At 40.6% G+C, this 23059-nt stretch carries 17 protein-coding genes; 9 read left to right on the top strand and 8 right to left on the bottom strand.

Features of this window, described 5'->3' with window-relative positions; translation table 11 throughout:
• The first annotated feature begins 34 nt into the window (after positions 1 to 34).
• From ACXAC4_RS06090 to ftnA, 3 genes are all read left to right on the top strand, one after another.
• Positions 35 to 2992 carry a TonB-dependent receptor domain-containing protein gene (locus ACXAC4_RS06090; protein ID WP_475159806.1) on the top strand — a complete coding sequence of 986 codons (2958 nt, stop codon included), beginning with the start codon at positions 35 to 37 and terminating at the stop codon, positions 2990 to 2992.
• A 75-nt stretch (positions 2993 to 3067) separates the two neighbouring features.
• A complete protein-coding gene (locus tag ACXAC4_RS06085) occupies positions 3068 to 4981 on the top strand; it encodes a S9 family peptidase (protein ID WP_475159803.1) in 1914 nt (637 codons plus the stop codon).
• A gap of 546 nt (positions 4982 to 5527) precedes the next feature.
• On the top strand, positions 5528 to 6052 hold the full coding sequence (gene ftnA / locus ACXAC4_RS06080; protein ID WP_058029484.1) for a non-heme ferritin: 525 nt from the start codon (positions 5528 to 5530) through the stop codon (positions 6050 to 6052).
• A gap of 61 nt (positions 6053 to 6113) precedes the next feature.
• Here the strand turns inward: ftnA and ACXAC4_RS06075 are convergent, their stop codons facing one another.
• The 6 genes from ACXAC4_RS06075 to ACXAC4_RS06050 all read right to left on the bottom strand — a co-directional run bounded on the left by ACXAC4_RS06075 (position 6114) and on the right by ACXAC4_RS06050 (position 14337).
• The gene (locus tag ACXAC4_RS06075; protein WP_475159800.1) at positions 6114 to 7919 is read right to left on the bottom strand and encodes an alpha-keto acid decarboxylase family protein; all 1806 of its coding nucleotides are present in this window, start codon (positions 7917 to 7919) and stop codon (positions 6114 to 6116) included.
• A 65-nt stretch (positions 7920 to 7984) separates the two neighbouring features.
• Positions 7985 to 9946 carry an FAD-dependent L-amino acid oxidase gene (locus tag ACXAC4_RS06070; protein ID WP_475159798.1) on the bottom strand — a complete coding sequence of 654 codons (1962 nt, stop codon included), beginning with the start codon at positions 9944 to 9946 and terminating at the stop codon, positions 7985 to 7987.
• 251 nt (positions 9947 to 10197) lie between these two features.
• Entirely contained in the window at positions 10198 to 11574 is a 1377-nt protein-coding gene (locus tag ACXAC4_RS06065) for a class II fumarate hydratase (protein ID WP_475159797.1), read from the bottom strand.
• Positions 11575 to 11583: 9 nt separating this feature from the next.
• Positions 11584 to 11955 (bottom strand): hypothetical protein, encoded by a 372-nt coding sequence (locus ACXAC4_RS06060; RefSeq protein ID WP_349285932.1) that lies wholly within the window; start codon positions 11953 to 11955, stop codon positions 11584 to 11586.
• A 193-nt stretch (positions 11956 to 12148) separates the two neighbouring features.
• The gene (locus tag ACXAC4_RS06055) at positions 12149 to 12682 is read right to left on the bottom strand and encodes a hypothetical protein (RefSeq protein ID WP_475159795.1); all 534 of its coding nucleotides are present in this window, start codon (positions 12680 to 12682) and stop codon (positions 12149 to 12151) included.
• Between the two features lie 128 nt (positions 12683 to 12810).
• A complete protein-coding gene (locus tag ACXAC4_RS06050; RefSeq protein WP_130255919.1) occupies positions 12811 to 14337 on the bottom strand; it encodes a fumarate hydratase in 1527 nt (508 codons plus the stop codon).
• Positions 14338 to 14669: 332 nt separating this feature from the next.
• On the opposite strand from ACXAC4_RS06050, the gene pabB reads away from it, so the two are divergent.
• From pabB to ACXAC4_RS06035, 3 genes are all read left to right on the top strand, one after another.
• A complete protein-coding gene (gene pabB, locus ACXAC4_RS06045) occupies positions 14670 to 16022 on the top strand; it encodes an aminodeoxychorismate synthase component I (protein WP_475159794.1) in 1353 nt (450 codons plus the stop codon).
• A gap of 20 nt (positions 16023 to 16042) precedes the next feature.
• The gene (locus ACXAC4_RS06040) at positions 16043 to 16603 is read left to right on the top strand and encodes a CoA pyrophosphatase (RefSeq protein ID WP_475159793.1); all 561 of its coding nucleotides are present in this window, start codon (positions 16043 to 16045) and stop codon (positions 16601 to 16603) included.
• A gap of 89 nt (positions 16604 to 16692) precedes the next feature.
• Positions 16693 to 18069 (top strand): L-serine ammonia-lyase, encoded by a 1377-nt coding sequence (locus ACXAC4_RS06035; RefSeq protein WP_475159791.1) that lies wholly within the window; start codon positions 16693 to 16695, stop codon positions 18067 to 18069.
• A gap of 62 nt (positions 18070 to 18131) precedes the next feature.
• On the opposite strand, the gene cysB is transcribed toward ACXAC4_RS06035, so the two are convergent.
• Positions 18132 to 19109: an HTH-type transcriptional regulator CysB gene (gene cysB / locus ACXAC4_RS06030; protein WP_475159789.1), complete on the bottom strand. Its 978-nt coding sequence runs from the start codon at positions 19107 to 19109 to the stop codon at positions 18132 to 18134.
• 275 nt (positions 19110 to 19384) lie between these two features.
• Between cysB and ACXAC4_RS06025 the strand changes: the two genes are divergently transcribed.
• The gene (locus tag ACXAC4_RS06025) at positions 19385 to 20146 is read left to right on the top strand and encodes a hypothetical protein (RefSeq protein ID WP_475159787.1); all 762 of its coding nucleotides are present in this window, start codon (positions 19385 to 19387) and stop codon (positions 20144 to 20146) included.
• A gap of 29 nt (positions 20147 to 20175) precedes the next feature.
• On the opposite strand, the gene ACXAC4_RS06020 is transcribed toward ACXAC4_RS06025, so the two are convergent.
• Positions 20176 to 21465, bottom strand: coding sequence for an NCS2 family permease (locus ACXAC4_RS06020; protein ID WP_475159786.1), 1290 nt, complete (start codon positions 21463 to 21465; stop codon positions 20176 to 20178).
• Between the two features lie 472 nt (positions 21466 to 21937).
• Between ACXAC4_RS06020 and ACXAC4_RS06015 the strand changes: the two genes are divergently transcribed.
• Entirely contained in the window at positions 21938 to 22387 is a 450-nt protein-coding gene (locus ACXAC4_RS06015; protein WP_475159784.1) for a tetratricopeptide repeat protein, read from the top strand.
• Between the two features lie 239 nt (positions 22388 to 22626).
• Complete coding sequence (locus tag ACXAC4_RS06010) at positions 22627 to 23058, top strand: SulA-like leucine-rich domain-containing protein (protein ID WP_475159783.1); 432 nt, start codon at positions 22627 to 22629, stop codon at positions 23056 to 23058.
• The last annotated feature ends 1 nt before the right edge of the window (position 23059 follow it).

Genomic DNA, 23059 nt, shown 5'->3' with positions numbered 1-23059 from the left:
AAAATAATAAAATACAACAACAGGGTGTTCTCTTATGAACTTAAGATTATCAGCAATTATGCAAGGACTCGTTGCGAGTTCTCTTTTACTCTCAGGTAACACTTTTGCCAATCAGGTGAATGAAGACGAAGTCGAAAAGATTCAGGTTACAGGTTCTCGTATTGCGCGTACTAGTGCGCAAATGACAACACCAACAACCATGATTGATGCAAAAGAAATCGCGCAATCGGGTGTAAAGAATATTGGCGACTTAATGCATAAACTGCCCGCTATGATCAGTGGTGTAGGCTCAACTACGGCGACAGGCAATGGAACAGGCCTTCAGTCTGCAGGTCAAGAACTCATAAACTTACGTGGTTTAGGTACAGAGCGAAGCTTAGTACTCGTCAATGGTCGTCGTCATGTATCGGGTGATGCCGGTAATTCTGCTGTCGACATTTCTATGATCCCGACTTCACTTATTGAGCGTGTCGAAATTATTACCGGCGGTGCATCTGCTATTTATGGTGCTGACGCGGTAACTGGTGTTGTTAACTTTATTATGAAGAAGGACTTCACTGGATTCGAACTTGATGCATCTTATGCACAAAGTGCTGAAGATGATGCAAAGAGCAATGATATTTCGCTTACTTGGGGTGCAGACTTTGCAGATAGCGCGGGTAACGTTACTTTTCACGTTAGTTATTCAGACCGTGATGCGCTTTCAGTTACGGCGCGTGAATATGCCAATAAAAACCACTCTTTTTTACCAAACCCTGAAAATACTGGGCCTGATGACGGTATTTCTGATACTGTATTTGTAGAAGATTTACGTTTCCAAGCGCTCAGCGCCGAGGGCTTAATCTACTTACCTAATAGTAACTACTTCTTTGGCGATGCCCCTATCAGCCAGATCCCTGTACCCACATTCGCAAATGACCCTATTGCATTTCCGTTTGGTCATGTAGGGTACGACACGTTTACCATCGACCGCGAAGATGGCCACTTTAGACCTTTCCAAAATGGTGATTTTTGTGATGGTCCGGTTACTTGTTCTAACGGTGATGGATTTAGGATCTCTGAAACTAACTACGCCGTTGCGCCTAGTGAAAGACTATTAATGAATTTAGGCTCTAGATACGATCTGAGTGACGATGTCAGCCTATATCTTGATAGCAAATACGGTAAGGTTGAGTCTTTTGCGATTGGCCAAGCAAGTATCTTCCACGATGATAACTTCGGCCCATTGATCAGCTTAAAGCAAGATAACCCATTTATACCAAGTGAATTAAGAACATTAATGCAAGAGCGTAATGTGCAAGATGCAGCATTAGCAGTGGTAGGTTTGCCATCAAGCTCTGAAAACATTCGTGAAACCATGCAGATCACTTTAGGTGCTGAAGGAACATTTGCTGATTACGATTTTGATACTTATGTGCAACATGGCAGAGTCACCGCTGATATTTATGAGCTCACAACATTCAATGAGCGCTACTACCGCTCACTAGATGCAACCACAGATGCCAGTGGAAATGCCATTTGTCGTGATACCAGCGATCCTGCCTGTGTGCCGTATAACCCTATCTTCAAACAAGCCAGTCAGGCGGCATTAGACTACGCTGGTGTGAAACTGCACAACAAACAAGAGATGGAGCAAACCATTGCCAGTTTTGTGTTTCATGGTGACTTAGTAGATACCGATTTGGGGCCTATTGCATTTGCAGCAGGTCTTGAATACCGAAACGAGCGATCACTTGCCGACCCTGATCCACTCACTCAAGGACGTGATGAAAATGGCGTAGGCCTTGGTCTAGTAGGTACAACAACAGGTCAAACCCCTGCTACTAATAGCTTTTTTAGCACTGTAGAAGGTAGCTATAACGTAAAAGAAATTTTTGGTGAAGTCAGCGTGCCTTTATTGGCAGACTTACCCTTAATTGAATCGCTTGATCTAGAAGTGGCTGCACGCTATGCCGATCACAGTATTACTGGTGGTGATAGCACCTATAAAGCGTCTTTAAATTGGCAGTTTGGTTATGATATAGGCTCTCGTGCTAGTTATTCTCGTGCAGTACGTGCTCCGAATATTCAAGAATTGTTTGCGCCGGCTTCTTCAGGTGCAGCACGTTTAGTCGACCCATGTCACAAAGATAATTTAGATGCAGAGCCTGCTGTTGCTGCAAATCGTAAAGCAAACTGTGAGCTACTAGGCTTAGATGCTGAATTTACCTCAAACGCGTCATTTGGTACTGTGCTGACACACACTACCGGTAACACCGAACTCAAACCAGAAACAGCTGATACCTTTACGCTAGGTTTGACTTATTCGCCTAATGCTAACCTAAATATTGCTGTTGATTACTGGGATATTGAAATCACAGATGCCATCACGCAAATTGATGGCAGTGATATCTTGTCGAACTGTGTTGATGGCAGTCAGCTTGATGACGCATTTTGTAGCAAGGTGAAACGCGCTGAAAACGGCAACATTTTATTTGTTGGCGTTAATGCCGTAAACGCCGCTCGCTTCTCAGCAAAAGGCGTTGATTTAGAAACCGCATTACGTTACGAAACTGGTTTTGGGCAACTCAGCTTCAGAGTCAATGCCTCATACCTAGCTGAACGCATTAACGAGCAAAACCCGAAAGCAGGTTTACCTATCGAGAACGCAGCAGGCTCAGTGACTTACCCTCGTGTAAGAGCAAACTTCAGTACTTCTTACACCTACAACGATCTAACAGCAAGTTTAAATAGCAACTATGTTGGCAGTTCTACATTTGATAAAACGCGCTCTGATGAGTACTACCCTTCTGCGTTTGCAAATGAAGTAGGTAGCTACACCAGTCATAACCTGCAAATTAACTATCAATGGCTTGACTCTTTATCTATGTATTTAGGCGTCAATAACCTCACTGATAAACGACCTCCAAGATTACCAGGACTTAACCAAGGCAGTCTTTTATATGATGTGGTAGGAAGAAACTATCGCTTAGGTCTTAAATACCAATTTTAATCGAAACCCAAGTGAGCAACCTTATTCAACGGGGGGTTGCTCGCTTATTTTTAACCAAAGCAAGTGTGAATAAATATGATCAGACAATCTTTACTTACCTGTGCGGTACTCTCGCTATTAAGCGCGTGTAACACGACCTCTTCCCCACAAAACCTAGAGGTTAAGCCAGCTGCAAGTGTCCAAGCATTTAAACAATATAGTGCTGAAACTTTCTACGATACTGTTAACGTCATGGGCAGTAGCTTTTCTAATGATGGGAAAAGCATTTTAGTCAGTAGTGATGAAACAGGCATTTTCAACCTGTATCAAGTAGATACTAAAACAGGTAATAAAACGCAACTGACCAATAATACCGATACCACATACCCTGTTGGCTATTTTCCAAATGATGATCGCGTTTTATTTACTAAAGACGCGGGCGGTAATGAGTTATTCCACCTATATGTTCGTGAGTTAGATGGCTCTGTTAAAGATTTAACACCTGGTCAAAAAACACGTGCAAGCATATTTGGCTTTTCAGGTGATAAAAGCCATTTTTACGTGCTGAGTAACGAACGTGATATGCGTTTTATGGACTTATATAAGTACGATGCTAAAACCTATGAGCGTTCTTTATTATATAAGAATGAGTCAGGCTTAAACATTGAAACAGTCAGTCCTGATGAGCGCTATTTTGTATTGAGTAAATCAAATAGCAATAAAGATTCTGACTTGTTCTTGGTTGATAACCAAGCTAAAGGTCAAAAGCCAGTTTTGCTCTCTAACGTAGAGCATGATGCAACGTTTTCAGCTAATTCGTTTTCTAAAGATGGGCAAACACTTTACTATCAAACGAATGCCCATGGTGAATTTGCACAAATTTGGCAATACGATTTAACGACCCAAACGCATCAACCTTATTTGGTTGCTGATTGGGATATCACCCATATGTATTTTTCAGAATCGGGCCGTTACCGCGTTCATTTTGTTAATGAAGATTCAATGACAAAGTTGGTCGCCACCGATTTAAAAACGCAAAAAACCATCCAGATGCCAGAATTACCCGCTGGTAATTTAAGAAGTGTTAACTTCTCTAAAGACGAGCAGAAAATTTCTTTTTATCTGACATCAGATACCTCTCCACACAACTTATATGTTTGGCAATTCGGTGCTCAACAAGCAACTCAGTTAACTTCTTCGTTGAATAAAGCCATAGATGAAAAGCACTTAGTAACCAGTACCATAGAGCGCTTTAACAGCTTCGACGGTTTAGAAGTCCCAGGAGTAATGTATAAACCAAAGCAAGCATCTAAAGCTTCTCCTGTGCCAGTTGTTATTTTTGTTCATGGTGGTCCAGGTGGACAAAGTGTCAGAGGCTACCGACCTGAAATCCAACATTTAGTGAATCATGGCTATGCCGTATATGCCATCAATAACCGTGGTAGTAGTGGATATGGTAAGACCTTCTTTCATTTAGATGATAAAAAACATGGCAAAGATGACTTGAACGATCTTATTTGGGGTAAAAAATACCTACAAAGCTTAGATTGGGTTAATAAAGACAAAATCGGCATTATGGGTGGCAGTTACGGTGGTTATTTAACGGCTGCTGCATTGGCCTTTGCACCAGAAGAATTTGAAGTCGGAATAAACATATTCGGCGTCACAAATTGGGTGAGAACGCTTAAGTCTATTCCACCTTGGTGGGAAAGCTTCCGTAAAGCTTTATATGACGAAATGGGGGATCCTGCAACAGATGAGGCAAGGCATAGAGCTATCTCCCCGCTATTCCATGCGCATAATATTGTGAAACCATTAATGGTTGTGCAAGGTGCAAACGATCCTCGTGTCTTACAGGTCGAAAGTGATGAACTGGTTGAAGCGGTTAAGAAGAATGGCACACCGGTTGAGTACGTGCTATTCCCAGACGAAGGCCACGGTTTTACTAAAAAGAAAAACCGCATCACGGCATCTGACGCTTACTTAAAGTTTTTACAATCCCATTTATAAAATAGTTACCCGTCAACAAAGCCAAGGCAATTCATAGTCTTGGCTTTTTTAGCTCTAAGCTCTTCATTTATTGTGCTAGTAATCTGCCCATATTTCATGTAAAAAGCACCCTTTGATTTAAACATGATAATAATGTTTATTTGTATTTAACTATTTTGTAGTAGGTATAAATGAGTAAAACCCTGTGTGAGTGGAAAAGAAAAGACATCGAAAGCAAACTATCTCAGCTTGGAGATATTGTTTCACCCAGTCACTTTATTTGTAAGAAATGCGCCCGTTCAGCGAGCGATAAAAAGTACCTATGCAAAGGTACAAAACTGAAATAATCATTCGCATTCTTACTTGTAGTTGTACCTAAATTTTTATTGCACACCACTTTTTAGTCGGTGAGCTTTAATGAGATTGATTGCGCTTTTTGCTTAACTGGATTTTTGCGTTTTTTCTCGCCTAAATTGTTATTTTTATTTGTTTTTCTTTATGATCTACTTGTATTCATGAGCGTATTAAAGAACAATGCGTGCATAAATTCTTAGAGGAGTAACCGCTATGTTAGCCCCAGCAATGGTTGAAAAATTAAACGAGCAAATTAATTTAGAATTCTATTCTTCAAACCTATACTTACAGATGAGTGCTTGGTGTGAAGACAAAGGCTTCGAAGGTGCTGCTGAGTTTTTAAGAAAGCATGCCGTTGAAGAAATGGAACACATGAACCGTTTGTTCACTTATGTAAGTGAAACCGGTGCATTACCAATCTTAGGTGCTATTGAAGCGCCTCCTCATGAGTTTAATTCTTTAGGTGATGTATTTAGAACCACTCTTGAGCATGAGTGCACTATCACTAAAGCAATTAACGAGCTAACTCATGTTGCTTTCACTACACATGACTACTCTACGTTTAACTTTTTACAATGGTATGTTGCTGAACAACATGAAGAAGAAAAGCTGTTCAAAGGTATTTTAGATAAGCTTGAACTGATCGGTGAAGATGGTAAAGCACTATTCTGGATAGACAAAGATCTTGCTGAATTAGCGAAAACGGGTAGTACTTCTATCATGGAAGCTGGTGCTTAACCTAAAGCCCTAAAACGAGAAAAGGTAGCTATTTAGCTACCTTTTTTGTTTGTTCGATAAGTTAAAACTTCCCTGCTGGTGGCCAATTTGGGTTATCGATTTCATCTTCCCCCACTGCATTGTCAGCTTCAACCGCAATTGCATTAGGCACATTGTCTTTAGGAATACAGAGTTCAACAACGTAATTGTTATGCTCATCAGCGCGAATTTCTTCTAGCACCCCGTATAATTGCTCAACAGAGGTCACTTTACGGCCTTGTCCACCAAATGCATCAGTGATTTTAGCAATTTCCCAATTGGGTAAATCATTATATTGATAAACATCATTTAACAATTTATCTGGATAATCGACTGGGGGTTGCCTAAATGGATTCGGATTAACTAAGTATTGCTCTATACCGTAAATTCCGTTTGCAATAACAAATACAACCGTGTTTTGCCCATAAGCATGTTGGTCAGCAACCGCTTGGCAAGTTTCATGGAATGCACCATCTCCGACCACAACAATGGCACGCTTATCAGGAAATGCACATTTAATACCAGTGCCAGCTGGCACTGAGTAACCTATAGAAAGCCAAGCAGCTTGCGCAACAAAACCATTTCGGCTCGGTACTTTAACACTCTGCGCACCAATCAAAGGGAAGCCAGCATCGACGACCATGATATCATCTTCGGTTAGCCACTGACTCATGGCTGAGAAAAAGCTGTCATACCCTAAAGGTTGCGCTAAATTACTCTGACTCGACATAAGTTTAAAGCTCGTGTTATTTTGAGTGCGTAAGCCTGCGAGCTCTAGCAATTCCTTCTTCGCAGCTATATCAATAAATTCAGCCAGCATGGCATCAATAAAAGCTTCTAGAGTGACGGATGCATAAAACTCAGCGCCGACAAACACCCCACCGTGAGCAGCTAGAATAGTGTTACTGCTGCGTATATCTTCATTGCCAGTATCTTTACCTGTGGTCCATGCACCGATGCCAACTAACACGCCATCTTCACCGACTAAGTTATCAACTTCTTGTTTTTTTAGTGTGACACAGCCTTCAAAGTAACGATGTGATTCTTCTATGACTGACTTACTCAATGCTGATGTCACAAAATGAATATGTTGATCCGGCACAGTATGGGTTTCATTAATAAAATCGAGCAATGATAAGAACTTGTCTTGCAGGCCATACCTTTGTAATTCGACGCCCGCCCAGAAAATACTTTTTGGTTTACTGCGCATTAAATGTACCGCAGCTTTGGCTGCTGGTTTTGCTTCGCTCACTGTAACCGTTGCACCCAAACCAGAGCTAAGTTTACCACTTGGTTTTTGACAACCTGCACGCCATACATCTTCAGCTACTTCAAAATATATGGGGCGACGCTCTGTCAACATGGCGGTAATCGCGGCATCAATTTGATAAGGCGCTTGTTTGGCATTGGTGATCCGCTCAGCTGCGACAGTCACAGGTTTAAACATATGAATGTCGACAAACTCATACCCCGTTGTATGTGAATACAGTAAGCCTGCTTGTTTTGAAATTTGGTCTTCTTTATTGGTTGGCGCACCGTTTATTAAAATCACAGGCACTTGCTCGACATAAGAGCCGGCAATCGTATTGAGTAAACTAAATGCCCCCACACTGTAAGTCACATAAAGTGCACTCACGCCTTTTAATCTTGCATAGGCATCCGCGGCAAAGCCTGCGCAAATTTCGTTGGCGTTGCCTGATATTTTTATCGGGGAATTGTCATCTGCCAAAATCGTGTCTAATAACGCAGCTGTATAATTACCTGCAACCCCAAACATTTGTTCAATGCCTATTTGTTCCATTCTTACTTTTAAGTAATCTGCAACGGTAAAATTCTCGGTGATATTCATAGTTTCTTTCCTGGAAATACAAAATGAAAAAAGGGCCAAAAAGGCCCTAAGTCTTGGGGAAGTAGTTAAGCTTTATCGAAGTAGGTTAAATCAACGCCAAGAACAGTTTGAAGTGTTTCAATATGACATTGGCCTTCTTCAACGTCGGTCGTTTCTCGATATCCTAAATCAAAATATTTATTGATCAGAGATTCACGGCGTGCGTTGTATTTTTCTCGAATAACAATTGACGCATCAGGGTGAAGCGACGCAAAGGTGTTTAGATTAAAGCCTTGCTGAAGGACTAAATCTGTCGAGCGTAGCGCACCTTCAACCCATCCTTGATAATCTGAGAATGCTTCACCACAGGTAAACAAGTTAGGCAAAGGCTCAATAAGGTCTTTCATTACCTGTCGGTCGTCTGCGCCAACCGCCCATTGATGCACGCCATAACCAAATTGTTGCTCAGCAGGCACATCAAAATTAACCGACCCTTGCCAAATACGTGCACTGGTTAAAATTGGCGCTGGAACATAATGGGTGTTGAAAATTTCTTTAAAGAATTTAGTGGCCTGTTCGACAACTGCCGCTGTAGCTGGGTACATATCAGTTGGAACACTTTCAACATAATCTTGTTGATTTGGGTGTTGATATTTAGGCCCTGATGCCTGTAAAGCACTCCAAAAATTGATGTTCATATAATCGCAGTAAATAGTTAGTGCTGCAGGCTTTTTATATTTCGCCTTTGCCACTTTATCTAACTCTAGTTGAGTTTCTTTAGACGCAGTTTGACCACTCTCTTGATACATCAATTGTGCAGCTAATTTCTCATCAACCGCATAAAATGGATATACAGAGCCAGTAGGTAAATCAGCAAAGTTAGGACCAAATTCTACAGCAGGTCTGCCCGTTGAACCTTCTCCCCACCAAGCACTGTCGTAATACAGGTTAATTTTTAATAGCGGCTGATTGCTTGCGCTTTGTAATGTGTTCCAAAGTGGTTCTGACTTTTCAACTGGAAGGTTATTGAATGCATTTGATTTTACAAAAAGTCTTTCAAGCGCTAATCGAGGCAGACCCAAAATCACCTTTTCAGCAATCAGTTTAGTCTCTTTTCCTTGTGGGCCCTGCTTTAACGTTAAGATGTACTCTTGATTACACTCATCAAACTCAATGCCTTCAACAGACGTTTCTAAATGGATCTTTTCAGTACCTATTTGTTTTACCAGTGCATTTGGTAACGTACTGAAGCCCTGTGTGAAAGTTTTAAACTGTACATTTGCTGGGAAGTCTTCGAGTAATTGATAAGCAACACCTGCATTCATGCCAGATAAAAATGTACCGTTAAAGCCCAATACACGATACAACATAGTAATACACTCTTGGCTGTAACCCATATCAGTGAATAAATCCCATAATGTCCACTGGTTTAGTGCTTTACCATTCCATTTACAGTCTAATCGGAAGTTTTGCCAAAACTCAGGCCCTTTTGATTCAGGACGCGCTTTGAATTGAGGGTTTGCTTTTAAAATACGATTGAAAACGACATTGACGATGTCTTTTGGGTTGACGCCTTGTTCACTAGGCGCAAGATTGTATAGCTCAGACCAAATCGCATAGTCGTCTTTTTGCGCGTCATTTACAGAGAAGCTCTTACCTCTGAACGATAAGCGGTTGTTACCGCCACTATTCATTGGGAAAGGCACAATCTGATCTTCGAGATCGAGCGATAGGAAAAGTGCCATAAGTGTATCCATATCGTCGAATAGGAACCTCATGCCGCCTTGCTCTTCTTTTACTTCGATGTATTCAGGCTCTCCATGTTCATGGTGCTGGTTTTTGAAATTAACCAAGTCTGAATCTAGTCTTCCACCCGTTCTGTTCGAGCGTTCGAGTATGGCGAAGTCTTCAATACCAGCCTCGTTTTGTAATCGCCATGCACTGTAGAGGCCTGACATACCTGCGCCAACAATTGCAACTTTAACCTTTTGATTGTTTGATAGTGTGTTTGCTTGAATGCCAGCACCGAGTTTGTAGTGAGTCATCATAGTTCCTTAACGTATTCACAGATAAAATTTATGGCTAATCGCCAATGAAGATTTAATTCACCGCAACACTACTCAATCCATTAAGTTTTCTACGCGATGTTTCATTCCCAAGAAAACAAAATGTAGACCAAAGGCTAATAAAGGGTAATTACATGAGATTACAGAAGCCGATTTACAGATCAAAAAAAGGTGAAACAAATATGTTTCACCTTTTAAAAGTTAAGAGTTGCTAGACGTTAGAACGTTTTAATTTACAAACCACCTTTAGTCAGCTTCTCTGGGTTCAATAACTCTTTGAGTTCATTAACAGATAAATCGGTATGTTCACTCGCTACATCAACGATCGGGCGCCCTTCTTTGTATGCTGTTTTGGCAATAAATGCCGCTTTTTCATAACCTATAATAGGGTTGAGAGCTGTCACTAGAATAGGATTTTTTGCCAGTGCTTTATTGACGTTTTCTTCGTTCACATTGAATGTTGCAATCGCTTTATCGGCGAGGAGTCGACTGACATTCGCCAAAATATCGATACTTTCAATAATGTTATGCGCAATCACAGGCAACATAACATTGAGCTCAAAGTTACCCGATTGACCCGCTACCGAAATTGTCGTGTCGTTACCAATGACTTGTGCACTGACCATGGCTGCCGCTTCTGGGATTACCGGGTTTACTTTACCAGGCATAATTGATGAGCCTGGCTGTAGCGCTTCAAGTTCAATCTCAGCAAGACCTGCCAACGGGCCTGAGTTCATCCAACGTAAATCATTGGCAATTTTCATATTCGCCACAGCCATTGCTTTTAATTGTCCTGAAAGGCCTACAATCGCGTCTTGTGAACCTATATGGTAGAAATGATTGCTACTTGGTTTAAAGCGAATACCAATATTTGTACTTAAATATTGCGTGAACACCTTGGCAAATTGTGCATCGGCATTTACACCTGTGCCTACGGCTGTGCCACCTTGTGCAAGTTCATAGACTCTTTCTACACTACTTAATATACCTTGGTACGCGCAGTCAATCTGATGCTGCCAACTACCTAAGGTTTGCGAAAATGTTACGGGCATTGCATCCATTAAATGCGTACGACCTGTTTTCACTACATGACCCACTTGTTTCGACTTTTGCTCTATCACTTGTGATAGGTGTTTTAACGCAGGTAATAGCTCATAAACTACAGCAACCGCACTACTGACATGAATAGCAGTTGGGATCACGTCATTTGAGCTTTGACCCATATTTACGTCGTCATTAGGGTGGATCTGAATACCGCTTTGTTGTGTTGCGAGCGTCGCGATCACTTCATTGGCATTCATATTCGAGCTTGTACCCGAGCCTGTTTGAAACACATCAACCGGGAATTGGTCTAAGTGCTCACCTTCAATAATACTTTGCGCTGCTTTGGCAATCGCCTGTGCTTTATCTTGTGAAAGATGCCCTAGCTCTGCATTTGCCTCGGCCGCCGCTTGTTTAATGTAAGCAAGTGCTCGAATAAACTCTTGCGGCATAGTTAACTTGCTAACTGTAAAGTTATTGACTGCACGCTGGGTTTGCGCTTTATAAAGTGCGGCTTCAGGCACATCTAATACACCCATGCTGTCTGATTCTTGGCGAAATGTAGTCATCTTTGACTCCTATAAAAATGGATTAAATTCACGACACAGCACTCTTGCTTCAAGCTCCAGCGCCAAATATTTTTGTTTATCGGCTTGCTGCTGTTTGTAGAATCGCTTCAAAGCGAGAAGAGGTTTATATAGCTGCTCAAAACATTGCTTTCTGATTGACTCATGTACGAGTGGATCAGCAATTTTATTGAGTAACTCATTGAATACTCTTTTTAAATACAGTTCTTGTAACAATGTGCAGTGACTGCTGCCGTACCATTTTGCTAATGCCAAACTGCCCTCAATATATTGAGATACCAAAACAGGTGCTTCTAATTGAGGTCTTCGACAGTGGGTTTTTAAACAAGGTGTGTAACAAGCAATAGTTTCTTTCAAACACATATGAACCGATTTCAAAATCACAATTGATAATCATTATCATTACAGTTAATCAATTGGTTTTCAAGTTTGAATTTGAAGAATTTACTTGGGAGTGATGAAGTAAGCCTGATACTGACAAATAATAATCAGGCTTAAATCTAAAAGCGTAACTTTGTGAGGCTATAAAAACGAGAGTTGAGTTACATTTGTGTATTTATTTCTGCTTATGATGATCAACAGCAAAGCTAACAATGACTTTAAACATAAAGAATAAACTGATGAGTATCAGCCAATTTGGCATAGATAAACTTAGTAGTACTAAAATACCAAAACAAAATAAATTGGCGGCAATAAACGTTTGTAGTCTATTACTCTTTAAAAAATTAACAATACACGCTGAAACAATTGTATAACCCCAAATTAATAAACTTTCTTGAACATACATATCAAGTAGTAACGCAATGATCATGTTATGAAAATGTATCGCGATGAATATTAATCTACTTTTATAACGTTGAGCGTAAAACTGATTTGTTCCTTGGCTGAAGTTAGCGATACAGCCTGCATAAACATCAAACACAATTAAAAAGGCGGCGATTACCTGCCAATGATTAAGTGATAAACCTGACAAGAAAAAAGTAACTATTGTCGCAATACAAGCGAACAATACTGTTAAAAACACTTCTAATCGAGTTTGTTGCTCTCCAAATACTTCATGAAAACATTTTGGCACTTCAAAATACTTCACTATGACCATCCTTATATTTATACAATTGGACTGGGTAATACCCAATCTCAATAATATTCAGTCATTATCGGGCATAAAAAAGGAGTGAAAATTCACTCCTTTTTTATCATTTAAAACAAGCTAATTGCTTATTTTAATTTGCTGTCTAGCTCTTCGATTTTCGCTTTCCAAATCGCAGGGCCTGCAGTGTGTGCGTTGTTACCATCGCTGTCTACTGCAACTGTTACAGGCATATCTTCTACTTCAAACTCGTAGATTGCTTCCATACCTAAATCTTCGAACGCTACTACACGCGCTTTCTTGATTGCTTTAGATACTAGGTAAGCTGCACCACCTACTGCCATTAAGTAGATTGATTTGTTTTGCTTAATAGACTCAACGGTTGCTGGACCACGCTCAGCTTTACCGATCATACCTACAATGCCTGTGTTTTCTAGCATTAGGTCGGTGAACTTATCCATACGCGTTGCCGTTGTTGGACCAGCCGGACCTACTGCTTCATCGCCTACTGCATCAACAGGACCTACGTAGTAGATAAACTTGTTCTCGAAATCTACACCTTCAGGTAAGCCTTCACCTGACAAGATCATGTCTTGAAGACGCTTATGCGCAGCATCTCGACCTGTTAAGATTTTACCTGAAAGAAGCACAGTTTCACCCATCTTCCAATCTAGTGTGTCTTCTTTCGTTAGTGTGTCTAAGTTAACTCGACGTGTGTCTTCACCCACTTCAAACGTCAGCTCTGGCCAATCTTCAACTTTAGGAGCTTTAAGATCAGCTGGACCTGAACCGTCTAGCGTGAAATGTACGTGACGTGTTGCCGCACAGTTCGGGATCATTACAACTGGCTTAGATGCAGCGTGTGTTGGTGCTGTTTTGATTTTAATATCAACTACTGTTGTTAAACCACCAAGGCCTTGTGCACCAATACCTAATTTGTTAGCACGTTCGAAGATGTCTAAACGTAGCTTTTCTTCGGCTGTTTCTGCACCACGCTCGATTAGTTCGTGAATATCAACCGGATCCATCAGTGATTCTTTCGCTAGTACCGCTGCTTTTTCAGCCGTACCGCCAATACCTATACCTAGCATGCCCGGTGGACACCAGCCTGCGCCCATAGTAGGTAGTGTTTTCTCAACCCAAGCAGCAACATCGTCAGATGGGTTAAGCATAACCATTTTAGTTTTGTTTTCTGAGCCGCCGCCTTTCGCTGCGATCATCACTTCAACTTCTGCACCTGGTACCATATCGATGTGTACTACTGATGGCGTGTTATCTTTGGTGTTTTTACGTGCGCCAGCAGGGTCGGCAACAATTGATGCACGAAGTGGGTTGTCAGGGCTGTTATAAGCGCGACGTGTACCTTCATCAACCATTTGTTGTACAGTTAAGTCTGTTTTATCCCACTTAACATCCATACCTACTTTAACGAAACACGTAACGATACCTGTGTCTTGACACAGTGGACGCTTGCCTTCAGCAGACATACGAGAGTTAATTAAGATCTGAGCAATCGCATCTTTAGCCGCTTTGCTTTCTTCTTTGTGGTATGCCTTTTCTAGCGCTTGAACGAAATCGAGTGGGTGGTAATAAGAGATATACTGCAATGCATCTTCAATGCTGTCGATGAAGTCTTGTTGACGGATCATACTCATGACGGTTCCTTAATAATCGTAAGTCAAAATAGCTTACGCCTTTAACATGTTGACGGTTTTAAGTGATTTTACCAATTGTATTAGAGTTTTGCTCAATTATAACGACAGATAACGTTTACCGAGAATCGGTTAACTGTAATGGTTCAATAACTAGGCGAAAATTATTGTTTATAGTGGTTCTATACAAATAATTTTCAACGACGTGAGTGAATCATTTAGCGCGTTAGAATGATCGAATTTTTAATTCAATTGGTATTGAGCATCACTATTGTAAAACTGGCAAATATGATACCCTCCTCGCCCGTTTCGGGCTAGTTTTCAGGTTCAAGTAAATGATAAATGAGCAAATCAATTGTAAAAAATTAGACATTAAGCTATCTACTGAGTTAGTTTTTGAGCAATTCGCCCATTTGCCTCACGCAGTTTTATTAGATTCAAGTAACGCGCAACACGAAAATAGCCGTTACGACATCATCAGTTTTGAGCCAAAACACCTCGTCGAAGCGAAAAATAAGCACGTATTTTTGGATGGTAAACAACAAACGCAAAGTTGTTTTGCTATTATGCAATCACTGTTAAGTGATTTATCGAATACACAAGCCGCTGAAAATTTACCTTTTACCGGTGGATGGTTAGGTTACTTTGGTTACGATTTGGGTCGTTATATTGAATCCATGCCCGAGTTGGCAATCGAAGACATTAATATGCCTGATATGAGTGCAGGTCTATATTTAGATGCGCTGATTTTTGATAATCAGACATCTGAGTGGTTTTATGTTTCTCAGCCAAACTTCGATCGCCTTGACACGTATTTAGCGGCAATTAACAAACAAGCTGCAAAAGCAGTCCCTTTTAAGCTCACTTCTGAGTGGCAATCGAATCTTGATAAAAGCGCGTATGAAAAACAGTTTGATAAAATTCAAGCTTATTTAAAAAGTGGCGACTGTTATCAAATTAACTTAGCTCAGCGCTTCAGTGCAGAGTTTAATGGCGCCCCTTGGTCAGCCTACAAAACTCTTAGAGCACACAACAAAGCACCATTTGCTGCTTTTATAAATCACCCACAAGGAGCAATTTTATCGGTGTCTCCTGAGCGTTTTATTTTAGTTGAAGATGGCAAAGTCGAAACTAAGCCAATCAAAGGTACACTGCCTAGATTAAAAGAAGCAACAGCCGATAAAGAGCAAGCTGAAATACTTAAAAATAGCCCTAAAGATCGCGCCGAAAATGTGATGATCGTTGACTTACTCCGTAATGATTTAGGTAAAGTCGCCAAACCCGGTACTGTGACTGTGCCTAAACTATTCGATATTGAAAGTTTCCCTGCTGTTCATCACTTAGTGAGTACCGTACAAAGTGAACTAGCTGAAGGTAAAACCGCTATTGATCAATTAGAAGCTGCTTTCCCGGGTGGTTCAATCACTGGTGCGCCTAAGATTCGTGCGATGGAAATTATTGAAGAGCTCGAGCCTCACCGTCGCAGCGTATATTGTGGCTCTATTGGTTATATCAGCGCGTGTGGCAAGATGGATACGTCAATCACCATTCGTACTTTGGTATGTAGTGAAGATAAAATTCATTGCTGGGCTGGCGGTGGCATTGTTGCTGATTCAAAAGCCGCATTGGAATACCAAGAAACTTTAGACAAGGTAAACAAAATATTACCTATACTAAGTAATAGCTAAGCAAAAATCGGGAGGAGCAAATGAAGTTATCTGACATTGTATGTAAATTTAACCTCAGTGCGCCCCTCATTGACTCTGCTCACTTTGAAAATACCAGAGCAAGCGCGGTTTTATTACCTCTGCTTGAAGTAGACAACAAAGCCGCGTTGTTATTCTGCAAACGCGCAGCCTACTTAAAACACCACCCTAGCCAAATTTGCTTTCCGGGTGGTAAATTTGAGCAATTTGACCCCTCATTGCAGGCCACAGCAATACGTGAAACCAACGAAGAGCTAGGTATTTGTCCTAGTCACATCAATTCTATCGGCCAATTACCTACCCATAACACATTAACAGGTTTTACTATTTCACCTATTGTCGCAACACTTCAATCCCACGCCTCTTGGCACACTGACAGTGATGAGGTAGAACGCGTATTTACAATTTCACTCGAACGTTTATTTGACGAAAAAAACTGGCGCTCAATCGAAGTACAATTAGGCGGAAAAGCCCGAAAATTCGATATTTTTCCTACTGAGCATGGCTTATTATGGGGCGCGACGGCTAAATTAGTTAAAAACTTTGCTCAACTGGTCAACTAACCACCACTTAGCCAGCGCAAAATAGTTACATTGAAATACTTTAACGTTATGATGTGCGTCCGTTCAAAGGCAATGTTGAGTAGAAGTTTATGATTAGTGCATTTGATATGTTCAGTATCGGGATTGGCCCGTCGTCGTCACATACAGTCGGCCCAATGCGCGCTTCACGTCTTTATGTAAAAGATTTACAAGAAAAACAATTAATCGACAAGGTTACTTCTGTCAAAGTAGAGCTATATGGCTCACTTGGTCAAACTGGTGTTGGTCACGGCTCAGGTAAAGCGGTGATTTTAGGCTTAGCAGGTTACGACCCTGAAACAATTGATGCCGATGCAGTACCTGAAATTTTAGACACCATCGAAAACGAACAAATTATCTACTTAGATAAAACCCATAAAGCGGCTTTTCCAAAGCAAGGCGCGATTGTTTTCCATCGTCGTAAAACCTTGCCTAAGCACTCAAACGCTATGGAAATTTTCGCATATGCTGGTGAAGAGTTAGTTCACAGCCAAGTCTATTATTCTATCGGCGGCGGTTTTATTGTGACCGAAGAAGCCTTCGATCAAGAAAAGCAAGCCGCACTTGATATTCGTACAGAAAACCCAGCACCTTACCCTTTCAATAATGCTCAAGAATTATTGGATATGTGTAAAGAGACAGGCTTAAGTGTGTCATCTCTGATGATGGCAAACGAAAAAACACTTCGTGCAGAAAAAGATATTAAAGGCGAACTATTTAATATCTGGAGCGTGATGAAAGCTTGTATAGAGCGTGGTATGCGTACTGAAGGTATTTTACCGGGCGGCTTAAAAGTAAGACGTCGTGCACCGAGCTTATATTTAAAACTAAACGTTGAAAATAACAACGACCCACTTCGTGCAATGGACTGGGTTGATTTATTCGCTCTAGCAGTAAATGAAGAAAACGCAGCTGGCGGCCGTGTAGTGACAGCGCCTACAAATGGTGCGGCGGGGATCTTACCTGCAGTATTAATGTACTACCATACATTCATCAAAGAAGTTGATGCAGAAATTGCCACGCGTTATTTATTAACCGCTGCAGCGATTGGTATTCTTTATAAAAAGAACGCGTCAATTTCAGGTGCTGAGGTTGGTTGCCAAGGTGAAGTTGGTGTGGCTTGTTCAATGGCAGCAGGTGCGCTGACTGAAATCATGGGCGGCAATGTTGTACACGTTGAAAACGCAGCTGAAATCGGCATGGAGCATAACTTAGGTTTAACATGCGACCCTGTTGGTGGCTTAGTTCAAGTTCCTTGTATCGAACGTAATGCTATGGGTGCAGTGAAAGCCATCAATGCTTCGCGTCTTGCTATGCGTGGCACGGGCGATCAAAAAGTATCGTTAGATAAGGTCATTAAGACCATGCTTGATACGGGTAACGATATGAAAACCAAATACAAAGAGACTGCACGTGGTGGTCTTGCGGTTAATATTATCGAATGTTAATTAATACCAAATCTTAGATACAAAAAAGGCTGCAATTGCAGCCTTTTTCATTGATAAGATCATTACTTCACTGGTAACTCAATGTCTTTGAACAGCTCGTCTACGTCATCTTGATTACGCAGCAAGCTCGCTTTTTCAACCAACTCTTTGGTTAAGTGTGGTGCGAAGCGTTCAATAAAGTCATACATATACCCGCGTAAGAAACTGCCTTTTCTAAAGCCAATCTTAGTTGTGCTCGCCTCAAATAAGTGACTTGCATCGATACAAACTAAGTCGTCATCAGTCTGCGTATCGATAGCCATAGTTGCTAACACACCCACACCTAACCCTAAACGAACATAAGTTTTAATGACATCAGCATCTGTTGCAGTAAATACAATATGTGGCTCTAGACCATGAGCGTTAAACGCTTTATCAAGCTCAGAACGACCGGTAAATCCAAACACATAAGTTATCAATGGATATTTTGCGATATCTTGAACTGAAATATTTGTACCTAGTTTTGCAAGTGGGTGTTCTTTTGTCACTACGATGCTTCTATTCCAGTGGTAACAAGGCAACATGACTAAATCACTGTACAAATGCAGCGCTTCTGTTGCGATAGCAAAATCAGCGTCACCACGAGCAGCCGCATCCGAAATTTGCTGTGGCGTACCTTGATGCATATGCAAAGACACTGCTGGATATTTCTGCATGAAGCCCTGTATCACACCTGGTAGCGCATAGCGAGCTTGAGTGTGAGTTGTTGCAATATTCAACTTACCCTGATCAGGTAAAGTGTGTTCATTCGCAACGGCTTTTATTCCTTCGACTTTAGAGAGTATTTCACGAGCAATATTGATAATTTCATTACCCGCAGGAGTAACGTGCGTAAGGTGCTTACCGCTTCGACCAAAAATTTGTACGCCAAGCTCATCTTCAAGCATTCTCACCTGTTTAGAAATACCAGGTTGAGATGTGTATAGACTTTCAGCCGTTGCCGAAACGTTAAGGTTGTGATTGAGGACTTCTACAATATATTTTAGTTGTTGTAATTTCATAATATTTTTATTGTTTTAGTTTTTTCACGAGCAACGGCGTCGTTATTGAGCCATACAGCATTTTGCCCTAATTCTTTAAGGCTAGCATATTTGAAGACTTTCAGGTAGCAATTGCCTCATTTGTTTGTGACTGACCATTATTTGAATCTTAAACTATAATAAAAAGCTATGAATTAAATGTATTTTTTATCAGAATATCGTGTTGCGCTATTCAGTAAACGATAATTTCATGTAAGATAAAAAATGGTTTGAGAAATTTTGATTGAGAAGTCGCTATGCTTGTCCCAATAATTATTGTGCTAATTGTTGCTTTGATCATCATTGCCGTATGGGTTAGTGCAGTTCAGCAGCATAAAGAGAAGCAAGAAGCAGAAAGAAGAAAAGAGCTTGCTAAACAAAAACGCATCATTGAAGAGTCTGAAGATGTGATTGTAAATAGCAGTAACATTCCAATGTCTGAGTTTATGATACAAGTACTGCAAAGACGTGTTCATGACGCTCTGGCTGTTATGGTCGAGCTCTCGCCTACATCAAGAGAATTAAAAAACCGCTTGCACGAATCAAAAGAGCGAATGAATTCAACGCCTGAAAACGCAAATAATTCTGACAATTTAAACTTGCCTGACAGTGACAAACAACTTATCGCCTTAGTACAAGGTATTAAAAAGCTGAGAGGCGTACTTCGTTCTGAGCATTCTAAAGGCAAAGTAGAAACGCAAAAGTTTGTTGCCGAAGACAGAAGACTTGAAAAGCTACAATTAAAAATTAATGTTGAAAGCCAAATTAAACGTGGTGTTGCAGCAAGAACGGCAAATATGGTCGGCTCGGCTCGACAGTACTTCGAAAAAGCTTATGCTACAATTTGTGCAGTTACTTACTCTGATGAATATGTCACTAACAAAAAGCAACTGCTAGAGTCTTATTTAAATGAAATCAGTAATGAATTAAAAGCGTCTAATGAATCATCAGTTAAACAGAAAAAAGAACAAGAGCAAGACGATTTAGATGTTTTATTTGCACCGAAGAAAAAGTGGTAACACTTTTCTTCGGCATCAAATCTCACCAATTAGCTTAGAGCAAACTTTACTAAAAACAGCGCGGTTAATACCCAAACACTAATCGTGATTTCATCTTTCTTACCACATACAAACTTCACTGCAGTGTAAGCAATAAAGCCCAAAGCAATACCATGTGCAATTGAGAATGTCAGTGGTGTCATCAGCAACACGACACTCACTGGAATTGCATCTGTCATGTCATCCCAATTCACTAACTTTAAATTTTGCAACATGAGTACCGCAACGTACAAAATTGCCCCTGCGGTGGCATAAGCTGGGATCATTTGCGCTAAAGGTGCAAAGAAAGTCATTAATAAGAAGCATACGCCAACAACAACGGCTGTTAAACCCGTTCTACCACCCACTGACACACCTGATACAGATTCAATATAAGATGTCGTTGTTGAAGTACCTAACATAGATCCTGCAATTGTGGCAGTACTATCAGCAGAAAGTGCGCGACCCAAACGTGGCATTCTGCCCTGCTCGTCTGCTAAACCCGCTTTTTGCGTTACCGCCACCAAAGTGCCTGATGTATCAAATAAGTCTACAAACAAGAACGCAAAAACAACACTCAACATAGAAAGCTCAAGTGCACCAGCGATGTCTAATTGCATAATAGTCGGGGCAATACTTGGCGGAGCAGACACTATTCCTTGATACTCAATCAAACCTAATGCCCAAGCAGTAATCGTTACAATAAAAATACTGATCAGAACGCCACTTTTGACGTCTCTAAACATCAATGCTGCGATAACGAAGAAACTTAAAATTGCCAGTAGCGGACCTGCACTGGTGATATCACCCAGTTGAACAAGCGTTGCAGGGCTTGCGACAATTATTTCGGCATTTTTAAGCGCGATTAAAGCTAAAAACGCGCCAATCCCCGTTGCAATCGCTTGCTTCAATACAAGTGGGATCGCATTAATAATCCACTCTCGCACTTTAAATAAGCTTAAAACAAGAAAAATACAGCCAGATAAAAACACTGCCCCTAATGCAGACTGCCAGCTATAGCCCATACCTAACACAACGCCATAAGTAAAAAAAGCGTTCAAACCCATACCTGGAGCAAGTGCAAGAGGATAATTGGCCCAAAAACCCATAATAAAACAACCAATTGCCGCAGCAATACATGTGGCAACAAAGGCCGCACCAAAATCCATGCCTGTTTGCGCTAGCATTGCCGGGTTTACAAAAACGATGTAAACCATGGTAAGAAAGGTCGTGAGTCCAGCAATTAACTCAGTTTTCACACTAGAGCCTTGATGCTTGATTGAAAATAGCTTTTCGAGCATAGATGTTTCCATTGGTAAAAGTTAAAAGAAATTTATAATTCTTATGAAAGCGGCGCTATTTTAGCGGTTAATGACAGTGATTAAAAACGCAATTGCTGTTTCTTTTAGCTAAGGTTATTTGTCAGGCCTATTAATATTCCAGATTCAATTTTTACCGCAGTTTGTTTGATATTTACTCAAGGCTGAAGCTACTAGCTGACTGAAGTCGCAAAGCATGCTTATTCGATGTAAGCCAGTCGATAAAGCAGTAGAGATGCTGTGACATAAAGAAAATAAGGAGGGGCTTTTGCGCCTTATATGAATAATAAAGGCATATGATCACAAAAAGCTTTAAAAAATAACTGCATAATGACTGTAAAAATATATAATTAGTTAATCATTTGGCAAGAATTTAGCATAACTAAATTTATGGCCAACATGGTCACAAAGTTTTGACTACAATAATATTAAGCTTTTCAAAAATAGGTAGAGTATGGATAAATCGCCAGATAATAGCGCGGCGCATCACGACTTAGAGCAACAGCTATTTAATGTGCTTGAGTTCGTTACAACACCTCCTAATGGTGAACTACGCTATCCGAAAGAGCATGACTCTGTCACTGCTTTTAAAAAAGGGTTGTACTACCTACAAGAAAGATCCTATCCGCTGGCAACGAAGTGGCTGCGTATGGCTGCTATGTCGGGAGATAACAAAGCACAGTTTTATTTAGGTTTGATGTTTATAAAAGGGCAAGGTGTGCCACAGAGTGCATTCCATGCTATGGCTTGGTTGTCACTCGCTCAAAGCCAAGGTGTAGATGCGGCCAACGCAGTAATAGAACAAATCAAACCGCATTTAACAACGAAAAGAATCAAAGATGCGCAGTGCTATGCTGCCACCTTGTACGAGCAAATTCATCAATTACAGTTCCAGTCTAATTAAGTCTACTTTTCCATACAGTAGTTTTATACAGTACTCACTGTGAAAACTACTGTATAACCCCACCGTATCCATAGCACGTCAAAATAGTCCAAAACACCAGAACTCATAACCAATTGAATATAATAGCTTTATTATATAACCCCAATTAAAATTGATTAAAAAGTAACATTTCTGCTTGCATTAAAACACTGTATAAACTACTGTATATAAATACTGTATAAACAACCAGTGAGATGATTATGTTACAGACAACCGCAGTTTTACCAAGCTCAGTAAAAAAAGTAGATGCCCCAAAAGTCGTTAACTTTGTTGAAACCCCTGACGAAATTTGTGCCAGTCTTGAACTACTTAAGATCATTCACCAATGTAATCACAAACAAGGCTGGACACTACTAATTGCACCTGACCATATCCCAAATAAAGATATGCTTGAGGCCAGTTCAATAGACTCAAGTAAATTGTTAGTGATCAGAAAAAAACACATCGTTGATTTAGAGTATGTTCTAAATTCAGCTTTAAATAATGGCAACTTTGCAGCGGTTATTACATGGACTGGCATTACGAATTCAGAGCAGCTTTCGCAAATGCACTTAAGCCAAACAGATATCTCGCTATACTGTTTTACTGAAAACAGCAGCAAAGCGTGTACAATAGAGCGCATAGCAAGTTAAT

Source organism: Pseudoalteromonas sp. AWM4_233 (genome assembly GCF_056158285.1).
Note: the sequence above shows the minus strand (reverse complement) of the source record. Positions and strands in the feature narration are given on the sequence as shown.